This is a genomic window from Thauera sp. WH-2 (genome assembly GCF_048321015.1).
Lineage (GTDB): Bacteria > Pseudomonadota > Gammaproteobacteria > Burkholderiales > Rhodocyclaceae > Thauera.
In genome coordinates this window covers 186,063-207,551 of sequence record NZ_JBLWFG010000001.1, presented here as the reverse complement: position 1 = coordinate 207,551, position 21,489 = coordinate 186,063, and the positions used below count along the sequence as shown (strand labels likewise).

Genomic DNA, 21,489 nt, shown 5'->3' with positions numbered 1-21,489 from the left:
CGCACCGCAAAAAGTTGCACCGATGCACACCGCGCGATGCATGCCGCACAACTTTCCGGCAGCCGAGCGCCGCCTGGTGCGCGATATACTCCGCGCTCCTGTACAGCACTCACCGGCCCGCGGTGACGTCTGCGCCACGCTCCCCATGCCGGTCGAACACTACGAGAATTTCCCGGTCGCATCCCTGCTTCTACCCGCGCACCTGCGTGCGCCGGTGGAGGCCGTCTATGCCTTCGCGCGCAGCGCGGATGACGTGGCGGACGAAGGCGATGCGCTGCCGCAGGACCGACTTGCCCGCCTGCACGATTACCGTCAGGCGCTGGAGGCCTGTGCAAACGGACAGGCGGTTAGCGACCCCGAGCTGGCGCCCATGTTCGCGCGCCTGGGTCAGGCGATCCGGGCGCATGCGCTTCCCGTCCAACCCCTGCGCGACCTGCTCGATGCCTTCATGCAGGATGTCGGCAAGACACGCTACGCCGACTTCGCCGAACTGCGTGACTACTGCCGGCGCTCGGCCGATCCCGTGGGTCGGCTCATGCTGGCACTGCACCGTGCCGACAGCGCGGAAAACCTGCGCCGTTCGGATGCCGTCTGCACCAGTCTGCAGCTCATCAATTTCTGTCAGGATGTCGCGATCGACTGGCACAAGGCGCGCATCTACCTGCCGCAGGAGGACATGGCCCGCTTCGGCGTCGACGAGGCACAACTGGACACGCTGGCGCGGGGCCGCAGCACGGTCACCGGGCCGTGGCAGTCCCTGCTCGCCTTCGAGGTCGGGCGGGCGCGCACCTTGATGCGCGAAGGCGCCCCGCTTGCACGCGCCCTGCCTGGCCGGGTCGGCTGGGAGCTGCGCCTGGTCGTGCTCGGCGGCCTGCACATTCTCGAGCGCATCGAGGCCGTCGGCTACGATGTGTTCCGCCACCGTCCCACGCTGGGTCGCAGCGACTGGCTGCGCCTGGGCTGGCGCGCCCTGAACTACGGAAAGTTTGCATGAATCCGCACGATTACTGCCAGGACAAAGCCGCAAAGAGCGGCTCCAGCTTCTACTACAGCTTCATGTTCCTCCCCGCCGAGCGGCGCCGGGCGATCACCGCGCTGTACGCCTTCTGCCGCGAGGTGGACGACGTGGTGGACGAATGCCATGACCTCTCGCTCGCACAGACCAAGCTGGAGTGGTGGCGACAGGAGGTCGGGCGCATCTACGGCGGCGTGCCCACGCATCCGGTCGGTCATGCGCTGAAGGATGTGCTGCAGGGCTTTCGTCTGCCACAGGAACAGCTGCTCGAGATCATCGACGGCATGGCGATGGATCTCTCCCAGACCCGTTACCTCGATTTCAAGGGACTGCAGCTCTACTGCTACCGCGTCGCAAGCGTCGTCGGCCTGCTCGCGGCGGAGATCTTCGGCTACCAGGACCGGCAGACGCTCAAGTACGCGCACGATCTGGGGCTGGCCTTCCAGCTCACCAACATCATCCGCGACGTGGGCGAGGACGCCCGCCGCGGCCGCATCTACCTGCCGATCGAGGATCTGCAGCGCTTCGGGGTCCCGGCTCGGGACATCCTCGAGGGGCGCTACTCCGAGCCCTTCAGGGCGCTGATGGCGTTCCAGGCCGAGCGTGCGGAAAAGTTCTACGATCAGGCCTTCGCCCACCTGCCCGCGGTTGACCGCAAAGCGCAGCGCCCCGGGCTGGTGATGGCCGCCATCTACCGCACGCTGCTGCGCGAGATCGCCGCCGACGGCTTCAAGGTGCTGGACCGCCGCACCTCCCTGACCCCGCTGCGCAAGGTCTGGCTGGCCGGCACCACCTGGTTCCGCGCATGAGCGCGCCCGAGGTCGCCATCATCGGCGCGGGCTACGCCGGGCTCGCCTGCGCCGTCGAACTGGCGCGGACCGGGGTGCACGTCACGGTGTTCGAGCGCTCGCACACCATGGGCGGGCGGGCGCGCGTGGTTCACAAGGACCACCACTGGCGGGTGGACAACGGCCAGCACATCCTGATCGGCGCGTACACCGAGCTCACCCGCCTGCTGCGACTCACCGGGGTTTCACCCAAGCAGCTTGCGCACCTGCCGCTGACCCTGCACGTCCCCGGCCGCCTGCACCTGAAGGCGGCCGCCCTGCCCGCCCCTTTCCATCTGGCGGTGGGGCTGCTGCGTGCAAAGGGACTCGGCTGGGGGGATCGCCTCGCGATGCTGCGCATGATGCGCTGGCTGAAGAAGCGCAACTTCCGCCTGGACGACCCCGGGATGCATGTCGACGCCCTGCTCTCGGAGACCCGCCAGACGCCCGCACTGCGCACACTGATCTGGGAGCCGCTGTGCGTGGCGGCATTGAACACCCCCGTGGCGGAATCCTCTGCCCAGATATTTGCCAATGTTCTGCGCGACAGCCTGGCCGCCGGCGCGGCAGCGAGCGAACTGCTGTTGCCGCGCACCGACCTGTCCGAACTGTTTCCGGTCCCGGCAGCGCGCTACATCGGTGTTCGCCGCGGCAAGCTGCGCACCGGCCATGCGATCGAATCGATCTCGCCTGTTGCGGGCGGGCTTGCCCTGGGCGGCGACAGCCAGGGCAAGGCCTGGCGCCACGTCGTCGTCGCCACGGCGCCCTACCATGCCAGCGCGCTGCTTGCGTCCACCGGCGCCTGCGACCGGCTGGCCGCGCAGATCGATGCGCTGGAGCATGAGCCGATCGTTTCCATCTACCTCGCCCTGGGCAAGGGCGAGCGCTTGCCCGAGCCGATGATCGGTCTCGCAGGAGGCGATCCCGCCGATCCCGCGCAATGGGTGTTCGACCGCGGCCAGCTGGGGGGGCCGGAGGGGCTGATGTCCTGTGTGATCAGTGCGCACGGCCGACATGAAGCCTTGGCCCGCGACGAGCTCATCCTGGCCGTGCATGCCCAGCTCGAACGCCAGCTTGGCCGGCGGCTCCCCGCCCCGGAATGGTCGCAAGTGATCGTCGAGCGGCGCGCCACGTTTGCCTGCCGGCCGGGCATCCTGCGCCCGGGACTGCGCACGCCGCTGCCCGGCCTTTGGCTGGCGGGGGATTACCTGGATTCGGAGTACCCGGCCACGCTGGAGTCCGCAGTGCGTTCGGGTGTGGCCTGTGCCACCGCCATTCTCGCAGAACTGGGAAGCAAGGGCTGAAGACCGGGTGGGTTGCCCCAATCGCCCGGGCGGGCTCGTTCAGCCTGCGCGCCCGGCCTCCAGGTGGCGCAGGATCGGATTGAGCATCGCCGCGCCCAGGCGCTTGCTGCGTGCGCCATTCCAGCCTACGTGCCCATCGGGCAGGTTGGCGTTGTCCTTGAAGGGCATCTCCAGCGTCAGCGAAACGCACCCGAAGCGGTGCGCCACCCATTTGCTCGCGAGCGTCAGCAGCTCGTCCGCGAAGCGCCCGGGTTTGTAGCCCTCGTGCGTCTGGAAGTCCGGACTCACCGCAGCGAAGCACTCGATGAAGCGCGCCTGGGCCTCGAGCGCTTCGGCCCCATATCCCGGCACCTCTTCTGCGGTAGAGAAGAACACATAGGGCAAGGACTCGTCGCCGTGGATGTCGAGGAATAGCTCGCAGCCGGTGCGCTCCATCTCGGACCGTACCCGCAGCACCTCCGGGCTCGTCGCCGCGTCGGGTTCGCGCCAGGCGCGGTTGAGGTTACAGCCCGCCGCATTGGTGCGCAGGTTGCCGCGCACTGCGCCGTCCGGGTTCATGTTGGGCACGATGTACAGCACGGCGTGTTCGCGCACCTTGCGCGCCACTGCGTCCGCGCCGTCCAGCAGGCGCTCGAGCAGACCTTCGACGAACCACTCCGCCATGGTCTCGCCCGGGTGTTGGCGGGCGATGATCCACAGCGGCACGCGCCGCGGAGAAGGCCGCCCGACCTCGATCAGGTCAAGGTCGCGCCCTTCGACCGTGCTGCCGAGGTTGCGTACCTGGGCATAGGGCGGCTGCTCCACCCGCCCGAGCAGATCGAGATGGCGCTCGTGCGAATAGGGCTCGAAATACGCGTAATAGAGGGTGTCGCGCTCGGGCGTATGCTCGACGATCAGCGCCCCGTCTTCGTAGCGGGTCGTGGCGATGCGGAACCAGTTCTGGCGGTCATAGGAGGCCACGCATCGGTAATCCGGCCAACCCTCCGGGTAGGCGGCGCTGGCCGCGTTCTCGAACACCATGCGCACAGGCTTGCCAGCGGCACCCATGAGTCGGAAATGGAACCACTGGTGGAAGTCGGCCGCGTTGTCGCTGCGCAAGCGCAGGCGGATGTTGGACGGGTCTTCGAGGCTGAGAACCTCGATCGCACCCGAATCGAAGGCGCAGCTGATCTTCATCGCCTCACACCTCGCGGCGACGGAAGACCAGCCGGTCGGCCTCCGAAGCCTCGGGCGCAAACGCATAGCCCTCGCTATCGAAACCCTCGAGCGCATCGAGCGCATCGATACGCTTGCGGATCACATAGCGGCTCATCAGTCCGCGCGCGCGCTTGGCGTAGAAGCTGATGATCTTGTAACGCCCGCCCTTCCAGTCCTCGAACACCGGCGTGACGATGCGCCCGTTCAGCTTCTTCGGCTTCACCGACTTGAAGTACTCGTCCGAGGCCAGGTTGAGCAGCACCCGCTCGCGGCCCGCTTGCTCTTCGCGGGACAGCAGTCGGTTGAGTTCGGCAGTGATGCGCTCGCCCCAGAACTCATAGAGGTTCTTTCCACGCGGGCTGGCGAGCCGCGTGCCCATCTCCAGCCGGTAGGGCTGCATGAGGTCGAGCGGACGAAGCACGCCATACAGGCCGGAGAGGATGCGCAGATGATCCTGTGCCCAGGCCAGATCCTCGGCCGACAGGCTCTCCGCATCCAGGCCTTCGTATACATCGCCATTGAAAGCGAGCACCGCCTGCTTCGCATTGGCGGGAGAGAACGGCCGCGACCAGCTCGCATAGCGCGCCACGTTGAGGCTCGCGAGCGCGTCGGAAAGGGACATCAACTCGGCGACCTGTGCCGGCGAATAGTCGCGCAGCACGGAGATGAGCTCGGCCGCATCGTCGAGAAAGTCGGGTTGGGTATGGGTTGACGTGACGGGTGGCGTTTCGAAATCGAGCGCTTTTGCCGGAGAGATGACGAGGAGCATGTGCAGAATCTTCGCGGAAGCGGCACGGAGGCCGGACCCGGTGAATGTTAACGCGAATCGGATCCGGCGCGTCATCACCCAGACCGCCCTCCACGCGGCCGTGCCGTCGCCATCCCCCATCCCTTCACGCCCCGATTTTCCAACCCTTCATGCCCCCGCACCCTCGGCCCTCTTCACCGCCGGCCTCCCCCCCCCTCCATCGACAACCTCCATCGACAATTGACAGCCCTACCCCCTTTGCCCAACATGGGCGCCCTTTCAAGCCGACCGTATCCGGATGTCCCGCACCGACGACTTGCTCGCCCGCTCGCTCGCCGCCGTCTGGCACCCCTGCACCCAGATGAAGACGCACGAGACGCTGCCGCTGGTGCCCATCGTTCGCGGAGAGGGGGCATGGCTGATCGACGCGCAGGGGCGCCGGCTGATGGATGGCATCAGTTCGTGGTGGGTGAACCTGTTCGGCCACTGCAACCCGCGCATCAATGCTGCGCTGCGCGCGCAGCTCGAAACCCTCGAGCACGCCATGCTGGCCGGCTTCACTCATGCCCCGGTGGTCGAGCTGTCCGAACGCCTGTCGGCGCTCACCGGTCATCGCCTGGGGCACGCTTTCTACGCCTCGGACGGCGCATCGGCGACCGAGATCGCGCTCAAGATGAGCGTGCATTACTGGCGCAATGCGGGGCAACCCGGCAAGACCCGCTTTCTCAGCCTCGCCGGCAGCTACCACGGCGAAACGGTCGGCGCCCTGGCCGTGACCGACGTGCCGGTCTTTCGTGACGCCTACGCACCCCTGGTGCGCGCAGGAGACACCGTGCCGTGCCCGGACGCCCGCCGGGTGCGAGAGGGCGAGACGCCGGCCGAGCTCGCGCACCATGCCGCAGACCTGCTCGAAGCCCATCTCGAAGCCCACCACGAGGGCATTGCGGCGCTGATCGTCGAGCCGCTGGTGCAGGGTGCGGCCGGCATGGTGATGTACGACGCCGAATACCTGCGTCGGGCGCGCGCCCTGTGCCAACGCTACCGCGTGCACCTGATTGCCGACGAGATCGCGGTCGGCTGCGGCCGCAGCGGCACTTTCTTCGCCTGGGAGCAGGTTGCCGGCCCTGCGGAGGGGCCCGACACCGAGGTCGGCTGGCCGGACTTCCTGTGCCTCTCCAAGGGCATCTCCGGCGGCTACCTGCCGCTCTCGCTGGTGCTCACCCGCGACGAGATCTACCGCGCCTTCTACGACGACCGAAGCACGCGCGCCTTCCTGCATTCGCACTCCTACACCGGCAATCCGCTCGCCTGCCGCGCTGCGCTCGCCACCCTGGACATCTTCGCCGAGGACGGGGTGATCGAGGCCAACCGCAGCCGTGCCCGCCTCCTGGGCGAGGCGCTTGCGCAGCGCTTCGGCAGCCACGCCGCGGTACGCCACCTGCGTCAGACCGGGATGATCGCAGCCTTCGACGTGGCCGAGGCACCGACCGGCTTCGCGCACCGCTTCTTCGCCGCCGGGCTGGAACATGGTGTGCTGCTGCGGCCGATCGGCAATACGGTCTATTTCATGCCGCCCTACATCCTGGATGAGGCGGACATCGCCCACCTCGCCGACGGCGCGGCCGCAGCACTCGCCGAAGCGCTCCATCGGGAGGCCACGTGAGGCCCCCGATGTTCGCCCCACTCGTCTGCGCCCCACTCGTCTGCGCCCCACTCGTCTGCACGCCGATGCTGGCAACGCAAATCCAATGAGCCTGCTCGACGATCTGCGCGTCGGACTCGCCACGCTCGATCAGAACGCGCTGCGCCGACGCCGGCGCAGCAACGCGCAGCCCTGCGCACCGCAGGCGAACGTGGATGGCGGCACGCGGCGGGCCTTCTGCAGCAACGACTATCTGGGCCTTGCGGCGGAGCCCCGGCTCGCCACGGCGCTGGCTGCCGGTGCAGCACGCTGGGGTAGCGGCGCCGGCGCCTCCCATCTGGTGAGCGGCCACTACACGGTGCACGACGCGCTCGAGACTGCGCTCGCACGCTTCGTGGGCTGCGAACGTGCGCTCTACCTGTCCACGGGCTACATGGCCAACACGGGTGTGCTGCCGGCCTTGCTCGGACGTGGCGACGCAATCTTCGCCGACCGCCTGGTCCATGCTTCGCTGGTCGATGGCGCCCTGCTCTCGCGTGCCGAGCTGCGCCGCTACCCCCACCTCGACCTGGGCGCGCTCGAGCACCTGCTCGCCAGCAGCACGGCGCGGCACAAGGCCATCGTCACCGACAGCGTGTTCAGCATGGACGGCGACGTTGCCCCACTTGCCGCGCTGCTCGCGCTCGCAGCCCGCCACGATGCTTGGCTGGTCGTGGATGACGCGCATGGTTTCGGCGTACTCGGGCCGCAGGGGCGCGGCGCACTGGCCGAAGCGGGCGTGCTGACCCACCCCGAAGCCTGGCGTATCGTGCTCATCGGAACCCTCGGCAAGGCCGCCGGGGTGGCAGGCGCCTTCGTCGCGGGTCAGGCAGAACTGATCGAGTGGCTACTGCAGAAGATGCGCACCTATCTCTTCAGCACCGGTGCCCCGCCGGCGCTGGCGCACGTGCTGCTCGAGAGCCTGCAACTGATCGAGGACGGCGATGCGCGCCGCGACCGGCTCGCACACCTGATCGCCTGTCTGCGCAGCCGTGCCCGTTTCGTGCGCTGGCGCCTGATGGACTCACGCACGCCGATCCAGCCGGTGCTGATCGGCGACAACGCCGAGGCCCTCGCAGTCGGCGCCGCACTCGAGGCGGCGGGCTTCTGGGTGCCGGCAATCCGCCCGCCGACCGTTCCGGCGGGCACCGCCCGTCTGCGCATCTCCTTGAGTGCAGCGCACAGCGAGGACGATGTGTGCTGCCTGGCAGAAACCTTGTGCGGTCTTGAACAGCGCCTCACCCCATGAACGCCAGCTTGCCTTCGCACGACACGCGCGGCGAAGCACCGCCGCTTGTCCTCCTTCATGGTTGGGCGATGTCGCCCGCGGTGTGGGCGCCGCTGCGCGCGCTGCTGGGCGACCGGCCGGTGCTGGCGCCTGCGCTGCCCGGGCACGCCGGCGCCGTACCCGCGCGCCATGCCGCGCCTGAGGATTTGCTCGCCGCTTGGTCCGACGCCCTGCTCGCGCGCTTGCCGCAGCAGGCCACCCTCGTGGGTTGGTCGCTCGGCGCCCTGCTCGCGCTCGACATCGCCGCGCGCCATCCCATGCGTGTCGCCCGACTGGTGCTGATCTCAAGCACCGCACGCTTCGTGGCCGATGTGCCGGACACTGCAGCGGTAACACAACCCGCGACGGCATGGCCGGGCCTGGCGGCGGAAACCGTGGCCGCCTTTTGCAACGGCTTCGCGCAATCGCCACAGGCCACGCTGCGTCGCTTTCTCGCCCTGCAGTGCCTGGGTGAGGCCACACGCAAGGTGCTTGCCGACCAGCTCGAATCCTGTCTCGCCCCGGAACACCGCGGTGGAACGGGCGAACACGCCGGCCTGCGCGCCGGACTCGAGCTGCTCGCCTGCGCGGATCTGCGTCCAGCGCTTGCGCAGGTCCGACAGCCCTGCCTGCTGATCCACGGCGAACACGATGCGCTGATGCCCGTTGCCGCCTCTCGAATGCTGGCGCAGGCCCTCCCCGACGCGCAGCTGGCGCACCTGCCGGCCGGCGGACACGCGCTGCCCTTGTCGCATGCTGCGGACTGCGCCCGCTTGATCGAGCGCTTCATGCATGGATAAGGCCTCGCGCGACGATCCCGCCGCGGCCGACGACCGTGTGCGTTTGAGCGCACATCGCGTGCGACGCCACCGCATCCGCCGGGCCTTCGACCAGGCCGCCGACGGCTACGACGCCGCAGCGGAGATCCAGCGCGCGATCTGCCAGGCCCTGCAGGTCTTCGGCCGCGAAACCGCCACTGCGACCACTCCTCGCCCGAACGCGCGGGTGCTCGATGCGGGCTGCGGTACAGGGTTCGGGCAGGCAGCGATCGAGCTTCTCTGCCCGGGGGCGTCGCTGCTCGCGCTCGATCTCGCGCCCGCCATGCTCGAGCGCGCACGCAGCCGGCACGGCGCGCAGGCGGCCAGCCGTACCCCCACCCTGATGCCCGTGTGTGCCGACCTTGAGCACCTGCCGCTCGCAGACGCCTGCCTTGCCATGGTCTGGTCCAGCCTCGCCATGCAGTGGTGCGATCCTGCACGTGCACTGGCGGAATGCGCGCGCGTACTGACCCCTGGCGGTGTAGCGCTGATCGCAACGCTGGGGCCTGCAACGCTGCAGGAACTGCGCGATGCGTTCGCCAGCATCGACGACGCTCGCCACACGATCGAATTCCACCCCGCGAGCCGCTGGGTTCAGGACGCGACCACCGCCGGGCTCGCCGTCGAAGCGCTCGATACGCGGCCCATGCACGCCTGCGCTGAAGACCTCCGCAGCCTGCTACGCGACATCAAGGCAATCGGGGCGGCGACGGTCGACCATGGACGTCGGCGCGAAGCGCTCGGACGTGCGGCCTGGATGCAACTGCAGGCACAGTACGAACGCCACCGGCGCAGCGACGGGCTGCTCCCCGCGACCTACGATGTCATTCTGCTCGCACTACGCAAACCCCTGATCGCAAACCCCTGATCGGAGACGGCGCATGACCCCGCCAGCCCCCACCGCAAGCCTCGCCCCCGCCTGGTTCATCGCCGGCACCGACACCGGAATCGGGAAGACCTTCTCCACCTGTGCGCTGCTGCAGGCCGCACGTACCCAAGGCTTGCGCGCCCTCGGCATGAAACCGGTGGCTGCAGGCGCCGAACGGGTCGACGGCGTGCTCCTGAATGAGGACGTGGCCGCGTTGCGCGCGGCCGGCAGCTTCGACCCCGGGCTGGAGCGGCTGAATCCGTGGTGTTTCGCTGCACCCATCGCGCCCCACATCGCGGCGGCGGAGGAAGGCCGCAGGGTTGAGCCGGCTCCGGTGGTCGAGGCGCTTGCAGCGCTTCGCAGGCAGGCCGATGTCGTGTTCGTGGAGGGCGTGGGCGGCTTCAAGGTGCCGCTCGCGGAGGACTATGACAGCGCAGACCTCGCGGTCGAGCTTGCGCTGCCGGTGATCCTGGTGGTCGGCCTGCGCCTGGGCTGTCTCAGCCATGCCTTGTTGACGGTCGAAGCCATCACACATCGCGGGCTGACGCTCGCCGGCTGGATCGGCAACTGTGTCGATCCGGAAATGCTGCGCCGGGAGCAGAACGTGGAGGCGCTTCGCCAGCGCATCGCTGCGCCCCTGCTAGGCCTGCTGCAGTGGGCGCCGGGCGGCTCGCCCGCAGATCAGGCAACTGCACTGACCTTGCCGCGCTGAAGCGCCGGCCCGGATCAGGACCCGGCCAGCACCCCGCGCAAGCGGGCGGAAAGCTCGTCGGCGCGCTTGCGCCCGATACTGGTTTCGGTGATTGAAACCAGCCACTCGTCGAACAGGCCATGAAGCTCGTCCTCGGCATTGGACGAATGGATGCGCTTGACGAGGTCGAGCTTGCCGTACGGACCATGGAAGGTGCGCAGCGTGTTCATCATGAAGTCGCGCGCCATCTTTACCTTCTCCGCACTCGCGCCAGCGCCCTTCGGGGCCGGGATCGGCTCCACCACCGCAGCGCTCGCCGTGGCAGCTGCTTGCGGCGCCACGCTCGCTTCGATGAAGCCGCCTTCCACGAGCACCGTGAGCACGTCCTCGACATCGGGCGCCCCGCTCATTGCTGCAAGCACGTCCACGTCACGCTCGCCGTCAACGAGGATCAGTACGCGTCGCGCGCGCAGGCCCAGCCCATGCGTGCGCGAGTTGATCTCCTCCTGCCCTTTAGCGGTCTTGAGGTATTTCGCCATCTAAGGTGTCTCCAACCCGGGTTGCGGCCTGTGGCCGTCTAGGTGTATGCCGGAGCAGTTCTCCGGATCAGGGGCTAGCATCAGGGCGTACCGTCCCCCCGTCAACGCCCCGGGCACTGCCCAACGTGAAGCTTTTAACGGCTGCGCAGTTGCCGGGCCTGTTCGAACAGGCAGACCGCAGCGGCGGCACCCACATTGAGTGACTCCATGGCACCCAACATGGGGATTACGGCGCGCTGGTCGGCGCATGCCAGCAGTTCCCGCGACAGGCCCTTGCCTTCTGCACCAAAGAGCCAGGCGACCGGCCCACGCAGGTCGAGGTCGTAGAGCGGGCGCGCACCCGCACCGAGCGCAGTTGCGATCCGCACTCCGGGATAGCCTGCAAGGCGCGCGGGAAGATCCAGCCCTTCCTCGATCCGCAGCGCGAAATGGGCACCCATTCCGGCCCTCAGCACGCGCGGCGACCACGCGTGGGCGCAGCCCTCACCCAGCAGCGCGCGCCGGATTCCGGCCGCTGCGGCGGTACGCAGGATCGTGCCGAGGTTGCCCGGATCCTGCACCGCATCCAGCGCGATCAGGCTTTCAGGGCGGAGGATCCCACCGCCCTCGTCGACGAGGACCGCTGCGGGCTCCACCACCGCAAGCACTCCCGCGGGTGTATCCACCGGACTCACATGCCGGAACAAGGCGTCGGTCAGCAGGTAGCGCTGCACGCCGGGGGGCAGCGCGGCGCAGAGGCCCGAGATCTCCGCCTGCTCGAGACCACTCTCGGAAACGATCAGTGCTTCGAACGGGCAGCCCGCATCCAGCGCTGCGCGTAGCAGATGCGCGCCATCCAGCAGCGTCTGCCCGGATTTGCGCCGATCTCGTGCTGAGTGGGCGAGCGCGTGCCAGTGCTTGACCAGCGCGTTGTCGCGGGAACGGATCGCCTTCATCTCCACCGCTCAGCGCTCTCCCAGCGCCGCGAGCAGCCTGCGCACCGGCCCGAAACTGCGCCGGTGGAAGGACTGCACGCCGTGCGCCTCCAGCGCCGCCAGATGCGCCGCCGTCGGATACCCTTTGTGCGCAGCCAGTCCATACTGGGGCCAGACGGCATCCAGCGCGCGCATGGCCTCGTCGCGGGCCGTCTTGGCAAGGATGGAAGCAGCGGAAATCGCGGGCTCGGTCGCATCACCCTTGATGATGGCGCGCGCCGGGTAGCGCAGGCGGGGGCAGCGATTGCCGTCGATCAGCACCTCGATCGGCGCCAGCGACAGCCCGTCTACGGCGCGTTGCATCGCGAGCATGGTTGCGTGGAGGATGTTGAGCCGATCGATCTCCTCGACATCGGCCTGCGCGACAGCCCACGCCAGCGCCCGCTCCCGGATCAGCGGTGCGAGGCGCTCGCGTGCTGCCTCGCTGAGCTTCTTGGAATCATTCAGGCCGGGAATCGGCCGCGCGGGGTCGAGGATCACCGCCGCGGCCACCACCGGCCCGCACAACGGCCCGCGACCGGCCTCGTCCACCCCGCACACCAGACCGCTCGCGGGCAGGCCGGCAGGTATCTCGTCGAAAAGGTCCCGCGTCCGCATGTGCGTACTTACGCCCCGGAGCGGGAAAGATAAGGCAGGATGGCCTCGGCCGCCCTGCGGGCGGTATCCTGCTTCAGGCTGAGGTGAAGGTCCATGAAGCGCGCCTCGACCGCTGCCCGACGCGCGGGGTCCTGGAGCCAGGCAAGCAGCGCTTCGGCGAGCCGCTCGGGCGTCGCATCGTCCTGCAGCAGTTCGGGCACCACGGTATCCCCGCACAGGATGTTCGGCAGGCCGACCCAGGGCAGATAGGCCATCCGTTTCATGAGGCGGTACTGCCACTTGCCGATGCGGTAGGTGATCACCATCGGTCGCTTCAGCAGCGCGGCCTCGAGGCTCGCCGTCCCGCTCGCCACCAGCACCACATCAGCCGCGGTCATTGCCTCCACTGCCTGGCCCGGAAGCAGTTCGAGCGGCACGTCCTGCGCCTGGCAACGGACAATGGCCTCGTCGAAAATCTGCCGAGTCTCGGGCGTTGCGAGCGGAACGAGAAAGCGCAGGTCCGGCGCCCGCTCGCATAGCCGGCGGGCAGTTTCGATGAAGGTGGCAGCGAGATTGCGCACCTCGGATTGCCGGCTTCCCGGCAGCAGTGCCACCACCTGTTGCGCGACGGCAATGCCCAAGGCTACCCGCGCCTGGTCGCGGTTGGGCTGCAGCGGGAACACGTCGGCGAGGGGGTGACCAACGTAGGTCACGGGCACCCCGGCCCGCGCATAGAGCTCGGGCTCGAACGGGAACAGGCACAGCATGTGTGACACCGAGCGCGCGATGCGCTTGATGCGGCCACCCCGCCAGGCCCAGATCGAAGGGCTGACGAAATGGATCGACGGGATACCCGCTGCGCGCGCCTTGCCTTCGAGCCAGAGGTTGAAGTCCGGCGCATCGACCCCGATGAAGACATCGGGTCGCTCGTGCAGGATCTGCCCCAGCAGGTCGCGGCGGATTCCCGAAAGCTCGCGATAACGCTTCAGCGCATCGACGTAGCCATGCACGGCGAGCCGTTCGCATGGCCAGCGCGCCTGGAAGCCCTCGGCCTGCATCCTGGGCCCGCCGATACCGAAGAACTCCGCGTCGGGCACATGCTGCCTGAGCGCACGGATCAGATGGCTGGCAAGCAGGTCGCCGGAGGTTTCTCCGGCGACCATGGCAATACGGACCGTCATGGCAAGGTCGGCGTGCTCAGCGCACGAGACCACGCCCGGATTCGGCGATGAAATCCGAGAACAGGGCGACTTCAGGCTGCGCGGCGGCGATCTCAGCCACGCGCTGGCGAGCCTCTTCGAGCGACAGTCCGCTGCGGTAGAGGGTACGGTAGGCGCGCTTGACGCCGGCGATGGCCTCGGCCGAGTACCCTCGGCGGCGCAGCCCTTCGCTGTTGATGCCGTGCGGCTTGCCCGGGTTGCCCGCCACGGTCACGAACGGCGGAAGGTCCTGCAGGAGCACCGTTCCCACGCCGCAGAAGCTGTGCGCACCAACGCGGCAGAACTGGTGCACACCGGTGAAACCGCCCAGGATCGCCCAGTCGCCAACGTGTACATGGCCTGCCAGCGTGGCGTTGTTGGCGAAGGTGGTGTGATTGCCTACATGACAGTCGTGGGCGATGTGCACATAGGCCATGATCCAGTTGTCGCTGCCGATGTGCGTGATGTGCGCATCCTGGCTGGTGCCCACATTGAAGGAGCAGAACTCGCGGATCGTGTTGCGATCGCCGATCTGGAGCCGGGTGGGCTCGGCATCGTACTTCTTGTCCTGCGGGCTGGCGCCGATCGAGCAGAACTGGAAGATCTCGTTGTCGCACCCGATGCGAGTGTGCCCCTCGATGACCACATGGGGGCCGATGCGCGTACGTTCGCCGATCTCGACGTGTTCGCCGACGATCGAGTACGGGCCAACGCGGACGCCAGCGGCAATCCGTGCGCCGGGATGGATGATCGCGGTGGCGTGGATGCTGGCGCTCGGATCGATCATAGCGTCTTGATCGCGCACATCAGCTCGGCCTCGGCTGCGAGCTCACCGTCCACGGTCGCACGCGCCTTGTACTTGTAGATGTTGCGCTTGCTTTGCGTGATCTCCACCTCGAAGATCAACTGGTCGCCCGGCACCACCGGTCGTTTGAAGCGCGCGTGGTCGATGCCGGCGAAGTACACCACCGAGTTCTCATCGGGTTTCACCCCGCTGCTCTTGAATGAAAGCAGCGCTGCCGCCTGCGCCATGGCCTCGATGATGAGCACGCCGGGCATGACGGGATGATGCGGGAAGTGGCCCGGGAAGAAGGGCTCGTTCATGGTCACGTTCTTGAGCGCCCGTGCGCGCACGCCCGGCTCGATCTCAAGCACGCGATCGACGAGCAGGAAGGGGTAGCGGTGCGGGAGGTACTGCAGGATTTCCTTGATGTCCATGATCGTTCAGCCCGGATTGCGGTCTTCGGAACCGTCGTGATGATTATGTTCGAGTTGGCGGACGCGCTTCGCGAGCGCATCCAGGTGGCGCAGGTGGGAGAAGTTCTTCACCCAGTCGCCATGGGTCTGCAGGGGGAGATTCCCGGTATACACGCCCGGCTTGTTGATCGACTTGGCAACCAGGGTCCATGCGGAGACCACGACGTCATCTGCGATCTCGAGATGCCCGGAGATGCCCGCCTGACCGCCGATCATGCAGCGCGCGCCGATCTGCGCACTGCCGGCGACGCCTGCGCAGCCTGCCATGATGGTGTGCGCGCCGACACGGACGTTGTGCGCGATCTGGATCAGGTTGTCGAGCTTGACGCCGTCGCCGATCACCGTGTCGTCGAGCGCACCCCGGTCGATGGTGGTGTTCGCACCGATCTCCACGTCGTTGCCGATCACGACCCGCCCGGTTTGCGGAATCTTGACCCAGGCACCGGATCGCTCACGGGCAAAGCCGAAACCATCCGCACCGACCACCACCCCGGCATGCAGGATGCAGTCGTCGCCGACCACGCAGTCGTGGTAGACCGTTACGTTCGCGTGCAGGCGCGTACCCCGCCCGATGCGCGCACCACGTCCGACGAAGCAGTTCGGCCCGATCACCACGTCCTCGCCGAGCTCGACTCCCTCTTCGACGCAGGCACCCGGCCCCACCTCGACGCTCGCCGGTACCACGCAATCCACGCTGGCCATCCGATGCACACCCGGACGGGGTGCGGGCTGCGGAGAGAAAATCTGCGCGACGCGGGCGAAATAGAGGTAGGGATCCGGGGTGACGATCAGCGTCCGAGCGGTAAGTTGTTCGCAGGAATCGGGGCCTACGATCAACGCGCTGGCCGCACAGTCCCTCACCTGAGCGAGGTACTTGCGGTTGGCGAGAAAGGCGAGGTCGCCCTCCCCGGCCTTTTCCAGCGTGGCGACACGCGCAACGGCGATGTCGCCGTCGCCGCGCAGTTCGCCACCGAGGCGGTCAACCAGTTCTTGCAGTCGGAACATGCGCCTGCCGTGCTTACTTGGCGTCGGACAGGGCCTTGATGACCTTGTCGGTGATGTCGATGCGCGGATTCGCGTACACCGCTTCTTGGAAGATGATGTCGTAATTCTCGTTCTCGGCGATGTCCTTGATCGAGCGGTTGGCCCGATCCAGCACCGTGGCGAGTTCCTCGTTGCGACGCTGGTTCAGGTCTTCACGGAACTCGCGCTGCTTGCGCTGGAAGTCGCGGTTCAGGTCGGTGAACGAGCGCTCCTTGTTACGACGATCGTTCTCGCCCATCGTGGGACCGTTACGCTCCAAGTCATCCTGCATCGACTTGAGGTCGCGCGCCATGCGCTGGAGTTCCTGGTCGCGCTTCTCGAACTCCTTCTCGAGGCGCTGCTGCGCGCGCACGGCCGGCGCCGCCTCGCGCATCACGCGGTCGGAGTTGACGAAACCGATCTTGGTCTCTGCGATGGCGGCCTGGGAGAGGGCGAGCAGCGCGGCTGCAACCAGGGAGAGGGTACTGACTTTCACTTATGCCTCCGGATGAAACTGGATCGCCCGCAGCGTCAGAACACGCTGCCGAGCTGGAACTGGAATCGCTGGACTTCGTCCTGGTCCTTTTTGTTGAGCGGATGACCGAAGCTGAACTTGAGCGGGCCGATCGGCGAGCTCCACGCGAATGCGAGACCGGTACTGTAGCGCAGGTCGCTGAAGCGCAGCTTCTGCTCCACGAACTGGTCGCTGCCCAGGGGTTGCTCGTCTTCACCCCAGACATAGCCGGCATCGAAAAACGCCGAGATGCGGAACGAACGGTCCTTGCCTGCACCAGGCATCGGGAAGTAGAACTCGGCATTGCCGACGATCTTGCGCGTACCGCCGGTCGAGGTCACGTCCCCGTCCGTGTCCCGGAACTTGGGACCGATCGAGCCCTGGTCGTAACCGCGCACCGAGCCGATACCGCCGACGTAGTAGTTCTTGTAGAACGGAACCTCCTTGCCACCGAAGCCCTTCGCCCAGCCCACATCTGCATTGAGCATCAGCGCGTAATCACGCCCGATCGGGAACCAGTGCTGGTGCTGATAGCCGATCTTGCCGTAACGCAGATCTCCGACCGGAACCGTCAACTCGCCATAGACCCGTTGATACGTGCCCGAACGCGGATAGGTGAAGCTGTCGCGGCTATCGCGCGCCCAGCCCACGGTCGCGATCAGGCTGGTAACCGTCACATCGCCGGTGCCGTCGCTGTTGTTGCAGCCACCAAAGTCGCGGCAAAAGTCCTTGTAGAGCTTGGGGCTCAACGCGTAGGTCGTGATCTCGGTGTGGTCGGCGGTCAGACCGAAATTGATCTGGTCATCTTCGGCAATCGGCCAGCCCAGGCGGATACCGGCACCGGTCGAAACCGTCTTGTAAGGTGACACGCTATCGAGTTCGTCCGCATCGTAGGTGCGGTGATAGAGATCCCAGCCAAGACTCACGCCGTCCACCGTGTAATACGGATTGGTAAACGAGAGCGCCAGGGTGCGACTCGACTCACTGGTGTTCAGTCCAAGGGTCAAGGCATTGCCGCTGCCAAACAGGTTCTGCTGCGCAATCGAAGCCGACAGGACGATGTTTTCCGCGCTGGAGAAGCCCGCACCGAGCATCAGGTTGCCGGTTGGACGCTCCTTGACGGTGAAGTTGACATCCACCTGGTCCGTGGTGCCGGGGACCGCGGGGGTCTCGACGTTTACCTCGTCAAAGAAGCCAAGCCGGTCGATGCGGGTGCGCGAGCGGTTGATCGCCGCCGCGTCGTACCAGCCGCCTTCCATCTGGCGCATCTCGCGGCGCACCACCTCATCGCGCGTCTTGGTGTTGCCGCCGACGTTGATGCGGCGCACATATACTCTGCGACCCGGGTCAACGAACACCGTGAATGCGACCTCGCGCTTCTCCTTGTCAACCTCGGGCGCGGCGTTCACGTTGGCGAAAGCGTAGCCTTCATTGCCGAGGCGGTCAGTGATCGCCTTGGTGGTCTCGGTCAGGTTCTCGCGCGAGAAGGTGTCGCCGGGGCGGATTTTCGACAGCGCCACGTACTCCGACTCTGGCAACACAAGATCGCCGGTAAAGCGCACGCCGGTGACGGTGTACTTCTCACCCTCGGTGATGTTCACCGTGACGTAGATGTCGCGCTTGTCGGGCGTGATCGAAACCTGCGTGGAGTCGATGTTGAAGTCGAGATAACCCTGGTCGAGATAGAACGAGCGCAGGGTTTCCAGATCGGCGGAGAGCTTCTGACGCGAGTACTGGTCGTTCTTGGTGTACCAGGTCAGCCAGCCCGGCGTCGTCAGTTGCATCTGGTCGAGCAGATCGTCGGCGTCGAAGGCTTTCGCGCCGACAATGTTGATCTGGCGGATCTTCGCGACGCCGCCTTCTTCCACCGCGAAGTTGATGCCGACGCGGTTGCGTTCGAGCGGCGTGACCGTGGTGGTCACCGTAGCGGCGTACTTGCCGCGCGACAGGTACTGGCGCTTGAGTTCCTGCTCGGCACGCTCCAGCAGCGCGCGATCGAAGATGCGGGACTCGGCGAGTCCGACATCGCGCAAGCCCTTCTTGAGCGCATCCTTGTCGAACTCCTTGACACCCACGAAGTCGATGTCGGCGATTGCCGGGCGCTCGTCCACGACGACGACGATTACGTCGCCCTCGGTCTCGATGCGAACGTCGTTGAAGAAGCCCGTGGCGAAGAGCGCACGGATGGCATCGGAAGCCTGACCCTCGGTGAAGGTTTCACCCACTCGTACCGGGAGATAGTTGAACACGGTGCCCGCCTCGGTGCGCTGGATGCCTTCGACCCGAATATCCTTGACGACGAAGGGGTCGAATGCGAGGGCCGGCGCAGCGGCGAACAGGGCCATCAGGAGCCCGGGCAGGAGCTTGCGATTCATGCGGGATTCAGCCGGAAATGAGACGGTTGATGTCGTTGTAGAAGGCGAATGCCATGAGCATGATCAGGAGTGCAAGGCCGATCTGCTGGCCGATCTCCATGATGCGCTCGGGGATGGGGCCGCCCTTGATGATTTCGGCCGTATAGTACATCAAGTGCCCCCCGTCCAGAACCGGGATGGGGAGCAGGTTGAGCACGCCGAGGCTGATGCTGATCAGGGCGACGAACTTCAGGTAGTGGCTCAATCCGAGCTGCGCGGTCTGCCCCGCGTAGTCGGCGATCGTCACCGGTCCGGAAAGGTTCTTCCAGGACACTTCACCCGTAAACATGCGGCCGATCATCTTGAGGCTGAGCACGCTGGTCTCCCAGGTATGCCGCACGGCCTTGCCGATCGCTTCGAGCGGGCCGTAGCGCACCTCGCCGAACATCTGCACGCCGCCCGGCGCAGGCTCGGCAACGCCCACCCCGATGCGGCCGATGCGGGTGCTGCCCTCCTCAGCCGACTCCGGAACAACGCTGAAGCGCAGGCGTTCGCCGCCACGTTCGACCTCGAACGGCAGCGCTCTTCCCGGCGCCTGGCGTACCGCCTGTACCAGCTCACCCCAGTGGCCGATCGGTACATCGGCGATCGACAGCACGCGGTCGCCGCTCAGCAGACCCGCCCGGGCCGCAGCGCTGCCCTCGGCAACCCGACCGAGCACGGCGGGAATCTCCGGACGCCAGGGCTTCAGCCCGATGCGTTCGATCAGATCCTTCCCGTCCTCATCGATCGCCACGCCGGACAGGTTCAGATTGCGAAGGGCATCCACGTCTTCCAGCGTACGCACACGCAGGACGATCTCGCGCTGATCGAGCGCATGACGCAGCAGGACCCAGCGCAGATCCTGCCAGCTCGCCACGGGCTCCTCGTCCACAGCAACCACCAGATCGCCATCCCGAACGCCGGCCGCCTGGGCGATCGCCGGAGTATCGGAAAGGGCCACGCGCGGCCGAAGCTCCTCGGTACCCGCCACGAACAGCCCCCAGTAAAGCAGGATGGCAAGCAGGAAATTGGCCAGCGGACCGGCGGCGACGATCGCAAAGCGACGGTAGACGCTCTGCCGGTTGAACGCGCGATGCAGTTCTTCCGGCGCCACGGTGCCTTCACGCTCGTCCAGCATCTTCACGTAACCACCGAGCGGAAAGGCCGCAAGCGCCCATTCGGTCCCGTCCCGCCCTGCGCGGCGGAGGATCAGCGGCTTGCCGAAGCCGATCGAGAAACGCAGCACCTTGACCCCGCACCAGCGCGCGACCAGGTAATGGCCCAGCTCGTGGATGAGGATCAGCAGCCCCAGCGCAAGCGCAAAGGGAATCAGGTAATCGAACAGTGTCATCAGGTAGCCTGGCGAAGTCGGATCTGGTCGCGCGCCCACTCGCGTGCGGCAGCGTCGGCGGCGAATACCGCCTCCACCGAATCGACCGCAAGCGCGCCGCTGCGTTCCAGCGTCTCGCCGATGACGGCGGGAATGTCCAGGAATCCGATGCGGCGCGCGAGGAAAGCCGCCACGGCCTCCTCATTGGCGGCGTTGAGAACGGCCGGGGCTGCGCCACCGGCTTGCAGCGCCTCGAAGGCCAGTCGCAGACACGGGAAACGCTCCAGATCGGGACGCTCGAACTCCAGCCGTGCGATCGCGAACAGGTCGAGCGGCTTCACGCCCGCCTCGATACGCTCCGGCCAGGCCATGGCGTGTGCGATCGGGGTGCGCATGTCCGGGTTGCCCAACTGGGCAATGACCGACCCGTCCGCATATTCCACCATCGAATGGATCACGCTCTGTGGATGCACGACGACCTCGATCATCTGCGCCGGCGCGCCGAACAGCCAGTGCGCCTCGATGACTTCCAGGCCCTTGTTCATCATGGTTGCGGAGTCCACCGAGATCTTGCGCCCCATCACCCAGTTCGGGTGTGCGCAGGCCTGTTCGGGCGTCACCGCAGCGAGGCTGTCCAGCGGCGCAACGCGAAACGGGCCGCCGGAGGCGGTGAGCAGCACGCGGCGAACGCCTGCATCCGAGGGGCGGCGCGTATAGTCGGCCGGCAGCGCCTGGAAGATCGCGTTGTGTTCGCTGTCGATCGGCAGCAGGGTCGCGCCGTTGCGCGCCACCGCCTCCATGAACAGCGCACCCGACAGCACCAGGGCCTCCTTGTTGGCGAGGAGCACCTTCTTTCCGGCGCGCGCGGCGGCAAGCGTGGGCCGCAGTCCGGCTGCACCGACGATGGCCGCCATCACCATGTCGACCTCGCCCGCCGCCGATACCTGTTCAAGCGCGTGCTCGCCACAGAGCACTTCGGTACGGCTACCCGCCGCACGCAAGGCACTCTCGAGCCGCGATGCCGCAGCGGGGTCGCCCATCACCGCGTAGCGAGGTAGAAACTGCAGGCACTGCGCGAGCAGCTTGTCGTCCTGACGCTGGGCACTGAGCGCAAAGATCTCGAATCGATCGGGGTGGCGCGCAACGACGTCGAGCGTGCTCTGCCCGATCGAGCCGGTGGCACCGAGAACGGTCAGGCGCCGGAGTGCGGATTGAACCATGTCGTGGGAAGTTCCAGAACGGGGGCGACGAAGGGCGGCCGAGCC

General features: G+C 67.0%; 21 protein-coding genes. 8 read left to right on the top strand and 13 right to left on the bottom strand.

Annotated elements, in window-relative coordinates; all coding sequences use genetic code 11:
• Positions 1 to 145 precede the first annotated feature (145 nt).
• Genes hpnC through hpnE form a run of 3 tightly spaced genes read left to right on the top strand, consistent with a single transcriptional unit; the run spans position 146 to position 3,146 of the window.
• Entirely contained in the window at positions 146 to 994 is an 849-nt protein-coding gene (gene hpnC, locus ACNKW1_RS01055; protein WP_418362761.1) for a squalene synthase HpnC, read from the top strand.
• Positions 991 to 1,824, top strand: a complete 834-nt coding sequence (gene hpnD, locus ACNKW1_RS01050; RefSeq protein ID WP_418362760.1) for a presqualene diphosphate synthase HpnD — start codon at positions 991 to 993, stop codon at positions 1,822 to 1,824. The genes hpnC and hpnD overlap by 4 nt, the downstream gene beginning before the upstream one ends.
• Positions 1,821 to 3,146, top strand: coding sequence for a hydroxysqualene dehydroxylase HpnE (gene hpnE, locus ACNKW1_RS01045; protein ID WP_418362759.1), 1,326 nt, complete (start codon positions 1,821 to 1,823; stop codon positions 3,144 to 3,146). The genes hpnD and hpnE overlap by 4 nt, the downstream gene beginning before the upstream one ends.
• Positions 3,147 to 3,185: 39 nt before the next feature.
• Here hpnE and ACNKW1_RS01040 read toward each other — a convergent pair whose 3' ends face one another.
• On the bottom strand, positions 3,186 to 4,322 hold the full coding sequence (locus ACNKW1_RS01040) for a M14 family metallopeptidase (RefSeq protein ID WP_418362758.1): 1,137 nt from the start codon (positions 4,320 to 4,322) through the stop codon (positions 3,186 to 3,188).
• Between the two features lie 4 nt (positions 4,323 to 4,326).
• A complete protein-coding gene (gene yaaA / locus ACNKW1_RS01035; RefSeq protein ID WP_418362757.1) occupies positions 4,327 to 5,112 on the bottom strand; it encodes a peroxide stress protein YaaA in 786 nt (261 codons plus the stop codon).
• Between the two features lie 277 nt (positions 5,113 to 5,389).
• Between yaaA and bioA the strand changes: the two genes are divergently transcribed.
• The 5 genes from bioA (at position 5,390) to bioD (ending at position 10,437) form a co-directional block, all read left to right on the top strand.
• Positions 5,390 to 6,754, top strand: a complete 1,365-nt coding sequence (gene bioA, locus ACNKW1_RS01030; protein ID WP_418362756.1) for an adenosylmethionine--8-amino-7-oxononanoate transaminase — start codon at positions 5,390 to 5,392, stop codon at positions 6,752 to 6,754.
• An 85-nt stretch (positions 6,755 to 6,839) separates the two neighbouring features.
• Positions 6,840 to 8,021, top strand: coding sequence for an 8-amino-7-oxononanoate synthase (gene bioF / locus ACNKW1_RS01025; RefSeq protein ID WP_418362755.1), 1,182 nt, complete (start codon positions 6,840 to 6,842; stop codon positions 8,019 to 8,021).
• Positions 8,018 to 8,839 carry an alpha/beta fold hydrolase gene (locus ACNKW1_RS01020; protein WP_418362754.1) on the top strand — a complete coding sequence of 274 codons (822 nt, stop codon included), beginning with the start codon at positions 8,018 to 8,020 and terminating at the stop codon, positions 8,837 to 8,839. The genes bioF and ACNKW1_RS01020 overlap by 4 nt, the downstream gene beginning before the upstream one ends.
• Positions 8,832 to 9,725, top strand: coding sequence for a methyltransferase domain-containing protein (locus ACNKW1_RS01015; protein WP_418362753.1), 894 nt, complete (start codon positions 8,832 to 8,834; stop codon positions 9,723 to 9,725). The genes ACNKW1_RS01020 and ACNKW1_RS01015 overlap by 8 nt, the downstream gene beginning before the upstream one ends.
• Positions 9,726 to 9,738: 13 nt before the next feature.
• Positions 9,739 to 10,437, top strand: coding sequence for a dethiobiotin synthase (bioD, locus tag ACNKW1_RS01010; RefSeq protein ID WP_418362752.1), 699 nt, complete (start codon positions 9,739 to 9,741; stop codon positions 10,435 to 10,437).
• 14 nt (positions 10,438 to 10,451) lie between these two features.
• Here bioD and ACNKW1_RS01005 read toward each other — a convergent pair whose 3' ends face one another.
• The 11 genes from ACNKW1_RS01005 to ispC form a co-directional block, all read right to left on the bottom strand.
• A complete protein-coding gene (locus ACNKW1_RS01005; RefSeq protein ID WP_418362751.1) occupies positions 10,452 to 10,955 on the bottom strand; it encodes a hypothetical protein in 504 nt (167 codons plus the stop codon).
• A 134-nt stretch (positions 10,956 to 11,089) separates the two neighbouring features.
• A complete protein-coding gene (locus ACNKW1_RS01000; protein ID WP_418362750.1) occupies positions 11,090 to 11,890 on the bottom strand; it encodes a TrmH family RNA methyltransferase in 801 nt (266 codons plus the stop codon).
• A gap of 9 nt (positions 11,891 to 11,899) precedes the next feature.
• Positions 11,900 to 12,526 (bottom strand): ribonuclease HII, encoded by a 627-nt coding sequence (rnhB, locus tag ACNKW1_RS00995; protein WP_418362749.1) that lies wholly within the window; start codon positions 12,524 to 12,526, stop codon positions 11,900 to 11,902.
• An 8-nt stretch (positions 12,527 to 12,534) separates the two neighbouring features.
• Positions 12,535 to 13,686, bottom strand: coding sequence for a lipid-A-disaccharide synthase (gene lpxB, locus ACNKW1_RS00990; protein WP_418362748.1), 1,152 nt, complete (start codon positions 13,684 to 13,686; stop codon positions 12,535 to 12,537).
• Positions 13,687 to 13,702: 16 nt separating this feature from the next.
• Positions 13,703 to 14,491, bottom strand: a complete 789-nt coding sequence (gene lpxA, locus ACNKW1_RS00985; RefSeq protein ID WP_418362747.1) for an acyl-ACP--UDP-N-acetylglucosamine O-acyltransferase — start codon at positions 14,489 to 14,491, stop codon at positions 13,703 to 13,705.
• On the bottom strand, positions 14,488 to 14,925 hold the full coding sequence (gene fabZ / locus ACNKW1_RS00980; RefSeq protein WP_418363343.1) for a 3-hydroxyacyl-ACP dehydratase FabZ: 438 nt from the start codon (positions 14,923 to 14,925) through the stop codon (positions 14,488 to 14,490). Before fabZ ends, lpxA begins: the two co-directional genes overlap by 4 nt.
• Positions 14,926 to 14,928: 3 nt before the next feature.
• Positions 14,929 to 15,966: a UDP-3-O-(3-hydroxymyristoyl)glucosamine N-acyltransferase gene (gene lpxD / locus ACNKW1_RS00975; RefSeq protein ID WP_418362746.1), complete on the bottom strand. Its 1,038-nt coding sequence runs from the start codon at positions 15,964 to 15,966 to the stop codon at positions 14,929 to 14,931.
• Positions 15,967 to 15,979: 13 nt separating this feature from the next.
• Entirely contained in the window at positions 15,980 to 16,480 is a 501-nt protein-coding gene (locus tag ACNKW1_RS00970; RefSeq protein ID WP_418362745.1) for an OmpH family outer membrane protein, read from the bottom strand.
• Between the two features lie 35 nt (positions 16,481 to 16,515).
• Entirely contained in the window at positions 16,516 to 18,873 is a 2,358-nt protein-coding gene (gene bamA / locus ACNKW1_RS00965; RefSeq protein WP_418362744.1) for an outer membrane protein assembly factor BamA, read from the bottom strand.
• Positions 18,874 to 18,880: 7 nt separating this feature from the next.
• Positions 18,881 to 20,245: an RIP metalloprotease RseP gene (gene rseP / locus ACNKW1_RS00960; protein WP_418362743.1), complete on the bottom strand. Its 1,365-nt coding sequence runs from the start codon at positions 20,243 to 20,245 to the stop codon at positions 18,881 to 18,883.
• Complete coding sequence (ispC, locus tag ACNKW1_RS00955) at positions 20,245 to 21,444, bottom strand: 1-deoxy-D-xylulose-5-phosphate reductoisomerase (RefSeq protein WP_418362742.1); 1,200 nt, start codon at positions 21,442 to 21,444, stop codon at positions 20,245 to 20,247. The genes rseP and ispC overlap by 1 nt, the downstream gene beginning before the upstream one ends.
• Positions 21,445 to 21,489: the final 45 nt, after the last annotated feature.

What these genes read in the sequence shown, in the direction of transcription:
- hpnC (WP_418362761.1), top strand. Translation starts at nt 146, where the DNA reads ATGCCGGTCGAACACTACGAGAATTTCCCGGTCGCATCCCTGCTTCTA.
- hpnD (WP_418362760.1), top strand. Translation starts at nt 991, where the DNA reads ATGAATCCGCACGATTACTGCCAGGACAAAGCCGCAAAGAGCGGCTCC.
- hpnE (WP_418362759.1), top strand. Translation starts at nt 1,821, where the DNA reads ATGAGCGCGCCCGAGGTCGCCATCATCGGCGCGGGCTACGCCGGGCTC.
- ACNKW1_RS01040 (WP_418362758.1), bottom strand. Translation starts at nt 4,322, where the DNA reads ATGAAGATCAGCTGCGCCTTCGATTCGGGTGCGATCGAGGTTCTCAGC.
- yaaA (WP_418362757.1), bottom strand. Translation starts at nt 5,112, where the DNA reads ATGCTCCTCGTCATCTCTCCGGCAAAAGCGCTCGATTTCGAAACGCCA.
- bioA (WP_418362756.1), top strand. Translation starts at nt 5,390, where the DNA reads ATGTCCCGCACCGACGACTTGCTCGCCCGCTCGCTCGCCGCCGTCTGG.
- bioF (WP_418362755.1), top strand. Translation starts at nt 6,840, where the DNA reads ATGAGCCTGCTCGACGATCTGCGCGTCGGACTCGCCACGCTCGATCAG.
- ACNKW1_RS01020 (WP_418362754.1), top strand. Translation starts at nt 8,018, where the DNA reads ATGAACGCCAGCTTGCCTTCGCACGACACGCGCGGCGAAGCACCGCCG.
- ACNKW1_RS01015 (WP_418362753.1), top strand. Translation starts at nt 8,832, where the DNA reads ATGGATAAGGCCTCGCGCGACGATCCCGCCGCGGCCGACGACCGTGTG.
- bioD (WP_418362752.1), top strand. Translation starts at nt 9,739, where the DNA reads ATGACCCCGCCAGCCCCCACCGCAAGCCTCGCCCCCGCCTGGTTCATC.
- ACNKW1_RS01005 (WP_418362751.1), bottom strand. Translation starts at nt 10,955, where the DNA reads ATGGCGAAATACCTCAAGACCGCTAAAGGGCAGGAGGAGATCAACTCG.
- ACNKW1_RS01000 (WP_418362750.1), bottom strand. Translation starts at nt 11,890, where the DNA reads ATGAAGGCGATCCGTTCCCGCGACAACGCGCTGGTCAAGCACTGGCAC.
- rnhB (WP_418362749.1), bottom strand. Translation starts at nt 12,526, where the DNA reads ATGCGGACGCGGGACCTTTTCGACGAGATACCTGCCGGCCTGCCCGCG.
- lpxB (WP_418362748.1), bottom strand. Translation starts at nt 13,686, where the DNA reads ATGACGGTCCGTATTGCCATGGTCGCCGGAGAAACCTCCGGCGACCTG.
- lpxA (WP_418362747.1), bottom strand. Translation starts at nt 14,491, where the DNA reads ATGATCGATCCGAGCGCCAGCATCCACGCCACCGCGATCATCCATCCC.
- lpxD (WP_418362746.1), bottom strand. Translation starts at nt 15,966, where the DNA reads ATGTTCCGACTGCAAGAACTGGTTGACCGCCTCGGTGGCGAACTGCGC.
- bamA (WP_418362744.1), bottom strand. Translation starts at nt 18,873, where the DNA reads ATGAATCGCAAGCTCCTGCCCGGGCTCCTGATGGCCCTGTTCGCCGCT.
- rseP (WP_418362743.1), bottom strand. Translation starts at nt 20,245, where the DNA reads ATGACACTGTTCGATTACCTGATTCCCTTTGCGCTTGCGCTGGGGCTG.
- ispC (WP_418362742.1), bottom strand. Translation starts at nt 21,444, where the DNA reads ATGGTTCAATCCGCACTCCGGCGCCTGACCGTTCTCGGTGCCACCGGC.